Annotated in this window: 13 protein-coding genes; 1 reads left to right on the top strand and 12 read right to left on the bottom strand. The window is 37.1% G+C overall.

The window, feature by feature from the left end:
* Positions 1-85: 85 nt before the first annotated feature.
* On the top strand, positions 86-3,511 hold the full coding sequence (locus Q0948_RS01200; RefSeq protein WP_021778700.1) for a methylmalonyl-CoA mutase family protein: 3,426 nt from the start codon (positions 86-88) through the stop codon (positions 3,509-3,511).
* A gap of 75 nt (positions 3,512-3,586) precedes the next feature.
* Here the strand turns inward: Q0948_RS01200 and Q0948_RS01195 are convergent, their stop codons facing one another.
* From Q0948_RS01195 to Q0948_RS01140, 12 genes are all read right to left on the bottom strand, one after another.
* Positions 3,587-4,687, bottom strand: coding sequence for a two-component regulator propeller domain-containing protein (locus tag Q0948_RS01195; RefSeq protein WP_298348328.1), 1,101 nt, complete (start codon positions 4,685-4,687; stop codon positions 3,587-3,589).
* A gap of 94 nt (positions 4,688-4,781) precedes the next feature.
* Entirely contained in the window at positions 4,782-5,615 is an 834-nt protein-coding gene (locus tag Q0948_RS01190; protein ID WP_298348331.1) for a DUF6503 family protein, read from the bottom strand.
* A 191-nt stretch (positions 5,616-5,806) separates the two neighbouring features.
* The gene (locus Q0948_RS01185; RefSeq protein WP_298348332.1) at positions 5,807-7,213 is read right to left on the bottom strand and encodes a vanadium-dependent haloperoxidase; all 1,407 of its coding nucleotides are present in this window, start codon (positions 7,211-7,213) and stop codon (positions 5,807-5,809) included.
* 324 nt (positions 7,214-7,537) lie between these two features.
* Positions 7,538-8,011: a hypothetical protein gene (locus Q0948_RS01180; protein WP_298348334.1), complete on the bottom strand. Its 474-nt coding sequence runs from the start codon at positions 8,009-8,011 to the stop codon at positions 7,538-7,540.
* A gap of 39 nt (positions 8,012-8,050) precedes the next feature.
* A complete protein-coding gene (locus tag Q0948_RS01175) occupies positions 8,051-9,265 on the bottom strand; it encodes an MFS transporter (protein WP_298348337.1) in 1,215 nt (404 codons plus the stop codon).
* Positions 9,266-9,314: 49 nt separating this feature from the next.
* Positions 9,315-9,653 (bottom strand): hypothetical protein, encoded by a 339-nt coding sequence (locus tag Q0948_RS01170; RefSeq protein ID WP_298491230.1) that lies wholly within the window; start codon positions 9,651-9,653, stop codon positions 9,315-9,317.
* A complete protein-coding gene (locus tag Q0948_RS01165; protein WP_298348341.1) occupies positions 9,640-9,810 on the bottom strand; it encodes a hypothetical protein in 171 nt (56 codons plus the stop codon). Before Q0948_RS01165 ends, Q0948_RS01170 begins: the two co-directional genes overlap by 14 nt.
* Before the next feature lie 72 nt (positions 9,811-9,882).
* Positions 9,883-10,407 (bottom strand): hypothetical protein, encoded by a 525-nt coding sequence (locus Q0948_RS01160; protein WP_298348343.1) that lies wholly within the window; start codon positions 10,405-10,407, stop codon positions 9,883-9,885.
* Between the two features lie 28 nt (positions 10,408-10,435).
* Positions 10,436-10,987, bottom strand: coding sequence for a GNAT family protein (locus Q0948_RS01155; RefSeq protein WP_298348345.1), 552 nt, complete (start codon positions 10,985-10,987; stop codon positions 10,436-10,438).
* 20 nt (positions 10,988-11,007) lie between these two features.
* A complete protein-coding gene (locus Q0948_RS01150; protein ID WP_298348347.1) occupies positions 11,008-11,544 on the bottom strand; it encodes a DUF2199 domain-containing protein in 537 nt (178 codons plus the stop codon).
* A gap of 21 nt (positions 11,545-11,565) precedes the next feature.
* Entirely contained in the window at positions 11,566-12,285 is a 720-nt protein-coding gene (locus tag Q0948_RS01145; RefSeq protein ID WP_298348349.1) for a suppressor of fused domain protein, read from the bottom strand.
* Positions 12,286-12,333: 48 nt separating this feature from the next.
* Positions 12,334-14,178, bottom strand: a complete 1,845-nt coding sequence (locus tag Q0948_RS01140) for a hypothetical protein (RefSeq protein ID WP_298348351.1) — start codon at positions 14,176-14,178, stop codon at positions 12,334-12,336.
* Between the last annotated feature and the right edge of the window lie 54 nt (positions 14,179-14,232).

Genomic DNA, 14,232 nt, shown 5'->3' with positions numbered 1-14,232 from the left:
TTCTTTTTTGTGTAATTCATATTCAACTCGCTTTATTATTGAATATTACGTAAATTTACATCGTTATACATACTTAAAATTACAAATGGAACAAGCCACTCCTTATACTCCTAAGCATAAAGTTAGAATAGTAACTGCTGCTTCCCTTTTTGACGGACACGATGCCGCGATAAATATTATGCGCCGTATTATACAAAGTACCGGTGTAGAGGTAATACATTTAGGTCACGACCGCAGTGTAGAAGAAGTAGTAAATACGGCCATACAAGAAGATGCAAATGCCATTGCAATGACCTCTTATCAAGGAGGGCACAATGAGTATTTTAAATATATGTACGACCTTCTTAAAGAGAAAGGTGCGGGGCATATTAAAATCTTCGGTGGAGGAGGTGGTGTGATACTTCCAGAAGAAATTAAAGAGCTTATGGATTACGGGATTACTCGTATCTACTCTCCAGATGATGGCCGTGCGATGGGATTACAAGGGATGATTAATGACCTTGTACAGCAGTCTGATTATGCCATAGGAGATAAGCTAGATAACCAAGCTTCTCAACTTAGCGATAAAGTACCTACGGCTATAGCCAGAGTAATCTCTGCTGCCGAAAACTTTCCAGAGGTTGCAAAAGATACGCTTGATGCGATTCATAAAAAGAATGAATCTTCACTTACACCCGTACTTGGTATTACTGGTACTGGAGGTGCAGGTAAATCGTCACTAGTAGATGAGCTGGTACGTAGATTTCTTATCGATTTTCCAGAGAAGACTATTGGTCTTATTTCTGTAGATCCTTCTAAGCGTAAAACGGGCGGAGCCTTACTAGGTGACCGTATCCGTATGAATGCGATTAACAATGAGCGTGTGTATATGCGCTCGCTGGCTACGAGACAGAGTAACCTCGCACTATCTAAGTATGTAGGCGAAGCCATAGAAGTACTTAAAGCAGCTGAGTATGACTTAATCATCCTTGAGACATCAGGTATTGGGCAGTCAGATACAGAGATACTAGAGCATAGCGATGTGTCGCTTTATGTGATGACACCAGAATTTGGTGCAGCTACGCAGCTCGAGAAAATAGATATGCTAGACTTTGCAGATCTTGTTGCAATAAACAAATTTGACAAGCGTGGATCGCTAGATGCGCTACGTGATGTTAAGAAACAATATATGCGCAACAATAACTTGTGGGATACACCGCAAGATGAGTTGCCAGTTTTTGGAACCATTGCAAGCCAATTTAACGACCCAGGGATGAACACGCTTTACAAGCGTATAATGGAAAAGGTAAACACGGTAAACGAGGCAGATCTTACGAGTACTTTTGAGATAAGCCAGGAGATGAGTGAGAAGATCTTTGTAATACCTCCAGCGCGTACACGTTACCTGAGCGAGATTGCAGAGAGTAATAGAGGGTATGACGCTTTCGCGAAAGCGCAACAAGAAACAGCACAACGTCTCTACGGAATATTTAAAACCATTGAGACCATAGCAGGAGTTACTCCAGCACTTGACAAAGCAGGTTTACAAATCACAGACTTTGCCGCCGAAACTACCGAAGAAGATAAAGATCTTGTCAAGTTGTTGCTGGCACAGTTTGACCGTAAAAAAATGGATCTTGATCCGTATAACTGGGAGATTATTACCGGTTGGGACGAGAAAGTAAATAGATACAAAGCGCCTGTGTATACCTTTAAGGTAAGAGACAAGGAGATTAAAATCCCTACGCACAGTGCGTCATTATCACATACAGAAATACCTAAGGTAGCCTTGCCAAAGTATCAAGCTTGGGGAGATATCTTAATCTGGTGTTTACAAGAAAATGTACCGGGAGAATTCCCATACACTGCGGGACTCTATCCTTTTAAACGTACGGGAGAAGATCCTACACGTATGTTTGCAGGAGAAGGAGGACCAGAGCGCACAAACAAGCGTTTTCACTACGTGAGTTTAGGAATGCCGGCTAAGCGATTAAGTACCGCTTTTGACTCGGTAACTTTATATGGTAACGATCCAGGTCACCGTCCAGATATTTATGGTAAGATAGGTAACGCGGGAGTGAGTATTTGTTGTCTTGATGATGCAAAGAAATTGTACTCTGGTTTTGACTTGAGTCACGCAATGACCTCTGTAAGTATGACCATAAACGGACCTGCGCCTATGTTGCTAGGTTTCTTTATGAATGCCGCTATAGATCAAAACTGTGAGAAGTACATAAAAGAAAACGGACTAGAAGCAGAGGTAGAAGCAAAGATTGCAGCTATCTATAAAGGAAAAACACGTCCAGCATACCAAGGTGATCTTCCAGAAGGAAATGATGGTCTAGGGTTAATGTTACTTGGCGTAACAGGTGACCAAGTACTCCCAGCAGATGTGTATAACCGCATAAAAGTAGAGACGCTTACACAAGTGCGTGGTACGGTACAAGCAGATATTCTTAAAGAAGATCAAGCGCAGAATACGTGTATCTTCTCTACAGAGTTTGCACTGCGCTTAATGGGTGATGTACAAGAGTATTTTATCGAACAAAAAGTGCGTAACTTCTACAGTGTGTCTATCTCTGGATATCACATTGCAGAGGCAGGAGCAAACCCTATTACACAACTTGCACTTACATTATCTAACGGATTTACGTATGTAGAGTACTACCTAAGTCGTGGGATGGATATCAATAAATTTGGTCCTAACTTATCGTTCTTTTTCTCAAACGGAATCGATCCAGAATATGCGGTTATAGGTCGTGTTGCACGTAAGATTTGGGCAAAAGCAATGAAGGAAAAGTATAAAGCAAACTCACGTGCACAGATGCTTAAGTATCACATCCAGACATCTGGGCGTAGCTTACACGCACAAGAGATTGACTTTAACGACATACGTACAACCTTGCAAGCCTTGTATGCGATTTATGATAACTGTAACTCGCTACATACAAATGCTTATGATGAAGCAATCACAACGCCTACAGAAGAGAGTGTACGTCGTGCAATGGCAATACAGCTTATTATCAATAAAGAGCTAGGACTTACTAAAAACGAAAACCCAATACAGGGATCATTTATTATAGAAGAACTTACAGAGCTTGTAGAAGAGGCAGTCTTACTAGAATTTGACAGAATCACAGAGCGTGGTGGTGTACTAGGAGCGATGGAGACGATGTACCAGCGTTCTAAAATACAAGAAGAAAGCTTGTATTATGAAACGCTTAAGCATAACGGTGAATTCCCAATAATCGGAGTAAACACCTTCTTAAGTTCAAAAGGAAGTCCAACAGTACGCCCAGCCGAAGTAATTAGAGCTACCGAAGAGGAGAAGCAATATCAAATCGAAATGCTAGAAAACCTCCACAAGGAAAAAGCAGATAAGATAGAAGCAGAGCTTGCAAAAATTCAAGATGCAGCGATTAATAACCGCAACATTTTTGAAGAACTTATGGAAGCAACTAAGGTTTGCTCACTAGGACAAATCACAAGTGCGCTCTTTGAAGTAGGAGGGCAGTACAGACGTAATATGTAATACTACGGGATGATAGTTATTTAAAAAGGCGACCGTATGGTCGCCTTTTTTGTTTTTAAGTAATCTATGATCTGCTCAATCCTTCCACGGGCCACTTTCCGTGACGGGTATGATCTTATCACCTTTTAACCTAGAAAGCCCTTGATATCCACCTAGCCAGATGATGCCAGTATTATCCTCATAAATGGTTTGGATAGCATTGCTTTGTAAGCCATCGTCTTCATTATAGTTGGTAAAGCTATTTCCATCGTATTTGTATACCCCAGCATTTTCGGCAGGAAACCAGATATTTCCTTTTGAATCTTCAAAGAGACTCCACACTTCTTCTCCTGTAATCACTCCGTCTGTAGTAAAGTTTGTAAACTTTGTTCCATCATAGCGGCTCACGCCTTTATGGTGTGTTGCAAACCAGATATTACCTGTGCGGTCTTCTAGCATATCATTCACATTATTACCTGCGAGACCGTCTTTGGAGCTTAAGGTATCTAGCGTATTGCCATCCCATATAAAAGCACCACCGTTTGAGGCAAACCAAAGCTGTCCTTTTGTATCCTCCATTATGCTATGCACAATGGTCGTACTTGAGACACCACGAGAATTATCTACTGTGGTTTCTGGTAGTGGGAAAGGAGTAAAAATTGTTCCGTCATAGGTGTTTATGCCACTCACAGCGCCTATCCATAAGGTTCCTTCTGAATCTAGTAAGATACTCCAGATATTATTTGCAGTGAGTCCTTGCGCTTCTGCGTAGTTTTTAAAAGTGGGTTTACTGCGAGATGTCGTCGCATTCAAATCATAGCTTACAAGACCTCGATTGGTCCCAAACCAAAGTGTACCATCTTTATCCTCCAGAATTGCTCGCACTGCCTCGCCATTAAAACCTTCGTCTATAGAAAAGTAGTCTACGCTCGTTCCATTATATCGTATCACGCCATCACCATTAGTTCCCATCCATAAGCTACCTTGAGAATCTTGAAAGATCCTACGTATGAATTGGCTTAATGGCGGCGGACTCAAATTAAAGTTATAATCTTTTGCAGGAGCTTGTGTTGAGATACGGCTAGTTTTTTGAGATGGTGTTTCATCTTGTATATCTCTTTGTTTATTTTGAGAGGTACAGCTATAGCTTAGTACGGCTAGTGAGGTTATGAGTAGGTAAATAGAAAAGCGCATCATTTAAAGAGATTTACATTAAATGTAAGTCAAACTTTAAACAATGCGCTCTTGCAACTGTCAAAAAAGTGTCAAATCTTAGTTGACTGCTTATCTATTATTTTACAAATAAGCTCTTTTCTAGACCATTATCAAAGGTAATATCTGTCCAGTCTACTGTGATCCACGGTGCATCTGTAACCGTAGCGTCCCAATTTGATTTTTTGTAACGACGCTTTGTAGGGATTTGTAAACCATCTACTTCTATATAGCTTACCTCCATAAGGTAAGGGTCTGTCACGCCAAAGTCTATTACTGTAAATAAAAATTGATCTACACGTTTTGTCTCAGGGTTGATGTACAGTTGGTAGATATCTTGAGGTTTATCTCCAGTGCTTTCAAAACTTACTTTTACCACATCGTAGTTAATGTTGTTTACCGTTTGTTGTTTTACATATTCATACACAAGACCTGGATCTCCTAGTTTTTGCATCATTGTAAACCAGTAGTAGTTAGTAGGTCTGTTAAAGCCTACACGCTTAAGCGCAGCCTCATCTGTAATTATGGTTCCTTCATTTTTAAGCCAGTATTCCTTACCATCATACCCTTGCTCTATGGTGCCTTCTAGTTCTGGAAGTGTGCGCTGGTGGGTGTTATATAATCCAAAAGAGTACTCACCGTCAAAGATGTACTTCTCTGTAGAGACGTCCTTTTGCCCGTCTGGAGTTTGATACGTGTAGGTGTAAACAACATCATTTTTTGCAGCTAGCGTAGCATAGTCGCCTACTTCTTGCATCATTGTGTATACAAGTTCGTGGCCTTTATTTGTAAAAGTGGGTGTTTCTTCTTTTACAACATTTTCGGTTGTTGTTGTTGGGGTTTGCTGTGTTGTGTTATTACACGATATGCATATAAGGGCAATAAGAATGCCTAGCGTCGTTTTTAAAGTCATAAGGTTGTTGTTTGCTGTGATTATAAGGCGCAAATGTAATAGCCGGTGTAGTGGTGAGGTTGCTTTAAAGGGAGTTTAGCATTTTTTTAGCATTGTGTAGGTGTCCGCTTTCGCGAAAGCGTAAAAAAACCACTGCAATAGTACATCACAGTGGTTGTAGTTTGATATAGTGCTAAGCCAGCGGCTGTTTTTTAATTAGAAAGATCTAGTGCATTTACAGCATCTGCGATTTCATAGCCTAGACGTAATCCCTCTGTTGAGTCCTCTTGTATATGTACTCCCAGCGGTACTCTAGAAAAAGCATTTTCTGAAGCCATCTCGCTGAACGAGGTATAACTACGTGGCGTACCTATAAAATCTATAATGTAATCAAAACCTAGGTAGGTGTTGTCTGTAAAGTCTATAGCATCTGTGCCAAAAAAGTCTATAAAAACCCCTCCAGCTGCTCCTGCAAATGTTGCGTGGCCAGAAGGATAACTAGGGAAAGCCGGATTAGGCGCCACCACAAATCTCGCAAGATTAGTCGTAAAGTCTTCATCTATAAACTCATTAATGTAAGTGCTAGGTCGCTGCGTGTTATACGTGTACTTATCATCCCAAGCAGACACGGCTGCGTCATTTATAGCAAAACTAAGACGCAATAATAACTCCAGAGTTTGATCAAAATCAAGGTCATATTGCTCTATAAGTTGGTTTGCGATAGAAAACTGTCTTCCAGGTGGGCTTATCATAATACCCTCTACATCATCTGCCCAAAACTCGGCAATCCATAGGTTTTCATCATCACCATTTGCAGCGGCGGTGGCAATGGTATTTACAGAACTCATACTCATATAGTAGTCACTTGTTGCGTCTTCACTATAAGTAAGTAAGGAGCTAAAGTCTGTACTACTCGTTTCTTCTGGTTCTATCACAAAGGCGCGCACCTCTCTCCAGTAAGGAAACCACGCATCCTCATCATCACTAGCCGCCCAGAGGCCATCACCTACGGGAGCTACATAGTCTGCCGGAGTTTGATCTCGCACTTGCTCTTCACCAGCCTCATCTGTCTCGCTGTATGCAATAACACGTCTTGCCACGTGTCTTCCCCATCTTCTAGAGTTGTCTATCACATCTTCACTAAGGCCTTGCTCCAGCTCTTCTTCTTTGTTATTTCTAAATCTAAAGACGTCACCACGTGCCTCTGGCGATATGCTAAACATAAAGTGATCAAACGCAATAGCATATGCTCGGTTAAGTGCAAGATCTAGATTTACATTATCCTCAAGCTCATTAATATCTACATCGAGTTCGTCTAGTCTCTCATTATTTGAGGTATAGCTATCCATAAAAGGCACGGCGGTCTCGTAGCCCGTAAGGTGTATGTATGCTAGGGAGCGTGTGATGGTGTTAGGGCGCATATTATTAGTAAACTGGTCTATGCTCACCCAGAGGTCGCTCCACTCTGTAATGAGCTGGGCGGTTTGATCTGTAAGGGCTATGGGATCATCATCGGCTGGGGTAGTGGTGGTCGTTGTGGTGTTGTCATCATCATCTGCACAGGCATACAGAAAGAGAAATAGCAAGATCGCTAACACTTTGATTTGTGAAGTTTTCATATATAAGGGTTTTTAAAGATTACAAACTAATAGCCCGTCGCAGTTGCCGTAGCAGTGCGCACATTTTAAATGGACATATTTGTTTGATTGACCCTTGGTATAGATCTCGGTATTACTAACTACAACTTAGATGTTTGGATAAAAATTGTAGTACATAGGGATGTTACCTCATATACAAACGCTAAAAGTCTGTATATTAATATGTAAGATAGTGTTTTTTTTAATAAATCGTATTTGGGTGGCGAGGCTAAGTGCCGTTTACAAGCTGTATAATTGGGGATATGACGCTTTCGCGAAAGCAGGATTCACACCCTTAAAACTCATTTACCAGAAGAGTAACCATATAAAATTACCCACCACAAGCAGCTGAAGCACAAAAAGCAAGATGCTGAGGTCCTTCTTAAAGCGAAATTTAATACCAATGGCTAGCAACAACAGCAGCGGAAGCACAAACCCAGAGACAAGCCTAAACGAGTAAATGCTGCGATCTTGCGAGGGGAGTATGCTATAGCTATTAACTTCTTTACATAGTAAAGAGACGGTATAGCTCATAGATTTACCTTCTGCAGACTTTGCAATATCCTCTTCTACCGAAAATTGGTGTTTTGGCGTCACAACTTCATAAGAGTTGTGTGAGTTGCCACCCGCGTTATAGTACCGCTGTTTCTTTTTTTGTACACGAGTCACCTCTTCTGTATATACCGTACCTGGCAACGCAAAGTCTAGGAGCGTCACAAGTGCCAGAAACGCTGTGATGCCGTAGATGGCAAGTGGTACTAAAGATGGTTTGTTGTGCATTTTATAAAGTTAGTAAATGTAGAGTGGTTTATGGATATGTTAATCGAGTTTACGGCTCCAAGTTACTTTTTTGCGAAACAATTGATAAATCCCCCGCAATACTCCTATAATAGCCATTCCAATAAGTCCTATTTTGAGTCCTAACATTGGATAATCATACAGCCTGTCTCTGTATAGTCCAAAAATTAGAGAGATTAATCGCGTAGGTAAAAAAACCAAGCTCACTAAGATTGCCAAATATTTTGGGTTCGCAAATTTTGTCAAAATGGAATAAACAATTGGTGCGATGTGTATTTCTGAAATTACAAGAAATACAAGAGAGATTAAGTAAGTCATCGTATGACTATCTGTTGCTGTTTCTGGCACTAATAGTAATATGCCAAAGGATATGGCTCCTGAAATAAAACCAATCATTAGCTTAAAGGATTGACTACTGAAGAAGTAGGACCAAATTACAATAGCAATAATACTTATCGGTAAAATGAAAATGGCATTTAAAGATTGCCATAAATGCTTTGGAATGGCTAAAGTAGATTTCTCCATTAATTGTAGCTGCAAGTCGTAAATTCGGTTGCCAGATAATTCATAAAAACCCCAGAATAACCCCACTAGCAGTAAAGCACTTAGTATGGATATTAACCTTTTTGAAGGTGAGGATTTAATCACCTCTATTTTTTGATAATTAACTGCTTTAGTATAATATAATGGAATTAAGGCAAGTAACATTAGAGTCCCCGCGATTATAAAACCAATAGTATAACTATACATTTCTCCGATATAACCAATCGCTAGAATCCCTAAAAATGAACCTAGATTTAAAGCTAGATAGAATATGGTAAACCCAGCATCTAGTAATTTGGTTTTCATTAGATAGGATTTGCCAAAATTCGAAATGATGTTAGGAGTAAATAAACCACTGCCTAAAACAGTAAGGAAAAGACCTAGATATAAGCCTATTGTGCTCGGTATACATAAACAAAATGCTCCTAGCGCTTGAATAATACCGCCAGCAATTATAGCTTTTTTATTTCCAATTATAATATCTCCTATAACGGCACCTATAATTTTAGAAAAAACTATAGAACCAGTAAAAATTCCATAAATAGAAAATGCATCAGCACGCTCCATTTTAAGTATTTCTCCTACCATATAAAGAATAACTAGTGCACGTAAACCGTAGTATGATGCTCTTTCTAGCATTGTAGAAATTGCAAAATATAGGGTTTCCTTGTGGTGTTTTTGATTTAAATACATATCTATATTGCTGTCAATCTGGTACTATTAGAAAAATTGATTTTCATTATCAGGGGAACTTTATATCACCTTCTTTATCTACTCGCTTCCATTTTTTGTGATCAATACTCAAGGTATCAACGTGTTTTACTTTGTTCCAATATTTTAAAAAAGGAGTGAGTTTAACAGTTCTTTTTCCACCGTAACCGAAGGCGCCCACATCATAAATTTGTTCATTAATAGTTTGAGTGGGATTTGATTTATTCTCATATGCAATATTGTAATCTATCCAAGTGCCAAAACCAAATCGAAAGGTTAAAAATAATGAGTAAAATGAAATTGCAATTGTCATCGCAATAGTTAAAATTACAATAAGAAGGTTTTGTTTTCTAGAGTTACTTTTTTTCAAAGTCCATATAAGGGTTAAGATTACCATTATAGGTAAACCTTCTAATAGGAAGCGATAGTAGTACTGTTGCCAGTGCATATTGGCAATTTCTATAGGTGTATTCTGAAAAATTGTAAATGATAGAATTACAAGTATTAAAAACAATAACGTTATCCATTTTACAATTTTTATAAATATTTGCATCGCTATTAAATTGTTTTCAATTTTAAAGTCGGTCTATTTTTTTGGACTACTTAATTTCTTTCCACTTACCTTTTCGAAAGTACATATTGTTGAACTCAGGTGAATTAAAAACTAAGAAAAACCCCCATACTTCACGATAAATGGTCGGGTCTGAGTTTAGTATATGATGTATAGGTTGCTCCATATGAATTGACAGTCTTGCAGATTGATATGGACTAGGGGTTGTAATAGTACCTTTAAAAGTTTTATGTATCGTTTCTCCTTCTGTTGTATAAAAGTAGATAGAGTCATTATCCTTAATTTCAAATCGGAAGTTGTTGTATTGCCAGTCTGCTTGTTTTCCAGAGAAATAATTTCTGTCGATAACATATTCACCATAAAAATCTTCTTTATCAAGTACTTTTTTGGTGTAGAATGGTTTTGCAATGGTTGAGATAATAAAGAGTATAATAATGCCAACCCAAAGCCCAATTAAAAGTTGCACAAAGTACTTTTTCTGACTAAAACACCATAATAAGAATAGTATAATAGAAAGTGGAAGTACAATAAAAAAGAAAAGTAAACCTGCCATATATTATTCAACTCAAAAATTCACACCCTCACTCCCCACGCGCATCGGTATCTAGAATGGAGTATTCAAAATTATCTGACCAGCCGGTTTTAAGAGGTAAGACCTTGCGGCCGCGGCCTTCTCGTATCATTCCTACTTTTTCTAGCACTTTTATAGAGCCGGTATTTGCTACGGCACAGCCTGCTTGTATTCTGTGTAGTTTGAGCGTGTCAAAACCAAAATCTAAGATCAAGTTTACAGACTGAGTGGCATAGCCTTTGCGCCAGTGGTCTGGATGGATCTTATACCATATCTCACCTCTACGATGTTTTTGAGGCCATAACTTTAAACCGATAAGCCCAACGAACTCTTGATCTGTAGCACGCAGTATGGCAAAGGTGTAAGTTGTGATAGGTGTCGCACTATGAGCTGCTACCCAGCTGGTGATAATATGCTTGGTCTCCTCTAGATCTTTTGGGATGCCTAGCGTGTTGTATCTATCTGTCTCGGGAATAGAATGCAGTGCGTGTATAGCTGCCAGGTCTGAGAGTTCTATAAGCCGTAGTGAGATGCTCTGAGCTGTTAATGCTATATGTGTCATTTTATTGGTTTAGTTCTTAATCACCCTGCTTTCTTTAACATATCCCTTATTCTACTTTCTGCTTCCATTTTGGAAATTCCGTTATAATAATCTTGTACAAAGGGATGTTCAAAGTCTTTGTGCGGTAAAATCTCAGGTCTTTCATTTCCGCCCTTTGTAATTACGTCACAAGGGATTGATGAAGTGCTTTCATATGAAGCTATGTTACTACATAACCAGCCAAAATAACCAGTTTCGTGATGGGTGTTATTAAAATTTTCTTTGTAATCTGAATAACTTTTTTCGCTAAGAGAAACCCAAAGTCCATAATCTAGATTTTGACAACTACTATTTACTTTTTGTGTTAGAGTAACCCTTATAAAGCGGTCAATTTGGTCTTCATAATGAATTTCGCAAAAGTCACTATTTAATATTGCTAACTCTGCCTTTTCTTTTTCAATAAGGTTGTGATAATTATCTGGTGATATGTAACCCAATGCAGGCCATTCTGAATGGGCCTTGCCACATTTAGAACAGTCGAATTTAGTCGATTTGTTTTTCTTCTTTTTCCAGAACATTTCTTAACTCACTTATCTTCCTTAAAATAATCCAAAAAGTTTTTTCCTCTTTACAGTATTTGGTCTGTGAATATCTAATATATCAGTTACAGAAAATTTGTCGAAACCATCAAAAAGTGCTTCTACACCTTTTTTCATTTTTAATTCTACTTCTTTGCTATAAAGAGGTATTAATGAATAAAAGTCAATATTTTTATTCGGTAATTCCAAAGTATGAAAATCTTCACTAAAAATAATTGTAGGTAAGAGTACCACTGTATTGAGCTTTGTATTAGAAGCAAAAGGTTCAGCTGGGTCGCCATTTGGAATTGTATGTCCATAACCAAGCCAAGTATTATATTCGTGAGGAAACCTCGCTAAGTACTTTAACCATCTAATAGGCCAATAATTACTTTCATCTTTAAAGTCCTCTTGAGATATTTTCCATTCTGGAGGTAAGCAAATACTTATTTCTGTATAATCACAATTTATGACATCATCTGGTGTATTCATTGGCTTATCACTCATACCGGATGTTACTAACGTATGAAATGGTTTTTCTTTTGTAGGCTTTACCCAGTGTATATCTATATGAACTTGATCTGATATGATTTCGTGAAATACCATATGAATTTCTCCAATATGTTTTTCGATATGATCTGATATTTCTTGTATAGAATTTCCTCCAGTAGCTATCTCAAAATCATTCTTTTTGGATGCCGTATAACGATATATTGGTGCGCCAGATTCAGATTTTTCCATTTAATATAAGGTAGTTTATACTTAGCTCTCTTTTAGGAATTAGTTTTTTTATTTACTCAGCGCTTTTATAATTCGTTCTTCATTAATCACAATATCGCGAAATAAAACGTGTGGAAATTCAGAATACTTTGATGATTTAAAAGCCTCTGAAATGTTTGAAAGTGTAGATGCAGTTATAAGTGATAAATTCATTTCTGTATCCATCTCACAATCTGTAACAAAATCATCACTAAACTCCGGTGCAACAAGTAGAATTTTTACAATTCGTAAATCATTTTTTAAAGCTACGTTTTGGTAAGATTTTAATTGTCTTGAGACAGAACTAAACTTGTTGTAACCTCTTTCTTTACTTGTTTTACACTCAACAATTATTATTTCATTGTTTTCTAAGTTTAAAAGAATATCCATCATATCCTTTTTAGTATTTAGTTTGTTTTTTAAGATTTCGTCTACATTAAAACCTAAACCACTAAAAATAGTCTTTGTCAATTCTTCAAATTTTAAACCGAGTTCACTTTCTTTTACAGTTATTCCATTTTCCTTTAAAAGGTTTAAATTCCTGTAAGCAACGTTTTCATAATTCTCTAAATATAAATTCTCAACATCTTTATAATGCTCTAGTATATTTAAAATATCATCACCACGTTGTTTAATTCCATTGTCTTTGATGAATTTGGTTAAATCTTGTTTAACGATTAGATCTAAGATATCTCTTGGTTTAATATTGTAATCAAGCAAGAAATCCGCTTTTAAAACAAATTCGTCTTGAAGTTCAAATTGCTCTCTTATCTGTTTATTAAGTTTTGGCAACGACTGATTTAATTCTGTAAGAAGTTTTTCAAATCCATCTAAGGAAATACCAACTTTTTCGTCTCGTTCAACACTTTCAAAATGTTCAATTAGACTGCTGATTTTTTCTTCGAGAACACTTCCTTTTAGATTTTGAATATTCAAGCCTTTTTCGCACAATTCGTTCAGTGTTTTTTTCTTTTCAGTTAACGTACTTTCTGGCTTATAAATATCTTCTGAAAGTAAACTTGTAAATGAAACACCTTCTTTTATTATTTCTTCATTTTTTTGAGAATAGGTTAATTTTCTGTCAATGTTATGTTCGCGTGCAATTTGGTTAATAATTGGTGCTCTAAGAAGTTTTAACGTTCTACGGTAGAATTTTTCAGCTACTTCTTTTTGTCTAACTCTTCGTAGCATTCTAACCATTTCATCAGCTACATAGATTGTATTTTCTTTATTTGAATAAAAAATAACGCCAATATTTTTTAGTCCCTTAATTACATCTTGAATATCAAGCTTTTTAATAGGTAAAATGGAATAATTAATCAACTTTACTTCTTCTTGTGAGAGACTTAATTGTTTAGAAAGTGTAAGTATTATTGATAATTCATCTGAAGTTATTTTAGCATCTCTATTGTTCTCGACATCATTGTGATAAGCAGTGTGTAAACACGCTTTGTAAATTTTATAGTCTCTTTTCCTAGAAGCACTTAACTCTGATTTGTCATTTTCAAAATCTGCATTTAATGTTTTTATTCTACTTTTTATATGCTTGATTTCGGTTTCATATAAACGAGAAAACCAATCCTGTTTCATTATGCAATTTCCATCGCGAATTATGATGTCAATTAAAATGTCTAGTTGTGATGTGATTTCCTGAAACTCACATTTTATATGTTCTTGAAATTCGCCTGCTGTTAGAGCAAAAATTTTCGAAATATTTTGATTGTCAACAGATTTTAGACCTTTATCTGACGAGCTTAAAATCTTGTCAATTTGTTTTGCGTTTTTTGGACTTTTAGATATTATGTTATCAATTATCTTAATGAAAGAGTTCTTTTCTATCGAACCGAGTTTATCCAGAATCTTCTCTAATTTCATATATTTTTATTTTTTTACTATCGTTACTTTAGCTTACTCATAACTAGTCTATAA

This window comes from uncultured Dokdonia sp. (assembly GCF_947496725.1).
In the GTDB taxonomy this organism is placed as follows: domain Bacteria; phylum Bacteroidota; class Bacteroidia; order Flavobacteriales; family Flavobacteriaceae; genus Dokdonia.
This window is presented reverse-complemented; position numbering and strand designations above follow the sequence as displayed.

Bases quoted from the DNA above. Each gene is read 5' to 3' on its own strand.
- Q0948_RS01200 (WP_021778700.1), top strand. From the start codon at position 86: ATGGAACAAGCCACTCCTTATACTCCTAAGCATAAAGTTAGAATAGTA.
- Q0948_RS01195 (WP_298348328.1), bottom strand. From the start codon at position 4,687: ATGATGCGCTTTTCTATTTACCTACTCATAACCTCACTAGCCGTACTA.
- Q0948_RS01190 (WP_298348331.1), bottom strand. From the start codon at position 5,615: ATGACTTTAAAAACGACGCTAGGCATTCTTATTGCCCTTATATGCATA.
- Q0948_RS01185 (WP_298348332.1), bottom strand. From the start codon at position 7,213: ATGAAAACTTCACAAATCAAAGTGTTAGCGATCTTGCTATTTCTCTTT.
- Q0948_RS01180 (WP_298348334.1), bottom strand. From the start codon at position 8,011: ATGCACAACAAACCATCTTTAGTACCACTTGCCATCTACGGCATCACA.
- Q0948_RS01175 (WP_298348337.1), bottom strand. From the start codon at position 9,265: ATGTATTTAAATCAAAAACACCACAAGGAAACCCTATATTTTGCAATT.
- Q0948_RS01165 (WP_298348341.1), bottom strand. From the start codon at position 9,810: ATGGATAACGTTATTGTTTTTAATACTTGTAATTCTATCATTTACAAT.
- Q0948_RS01160 (WP_298348343.1), bottom strand. From the start codon at position 10,407: ATGGCAGGTTTACTTTTCTTTTTTATTGTACTTCCACTTTCTATTATA.
- Q0948_RS01155 (WP_298348345.1), bottom strand. From the start codon at position 10,987: ATGACACATATAGCATTAACAGCTCAGAGCATCTCACTACGGCTTATA.
- Q0948_RS01150 (WP_298348347.1), bottom strand. From the start codon at position 11,544: ATGTTCTGGAAAAAGAAGAAAAACAAATCGACTAAATTCGACTGTTCT.
- Q0948_RS01145 (WP_298348349.1), bottom strand. From the start codon at position 12,285: ATGGAAAAATCTGAATCTGGCGCACCAATATATCGTTATACGGCATCC.
- Q0948_RS01140 (WP_298348351.1), bottom strand. From the start codon at position 14,178: ATGAAATTAGAGAAGATTCTGGATAAACTCGGTTCGATAGAAAAGAAC.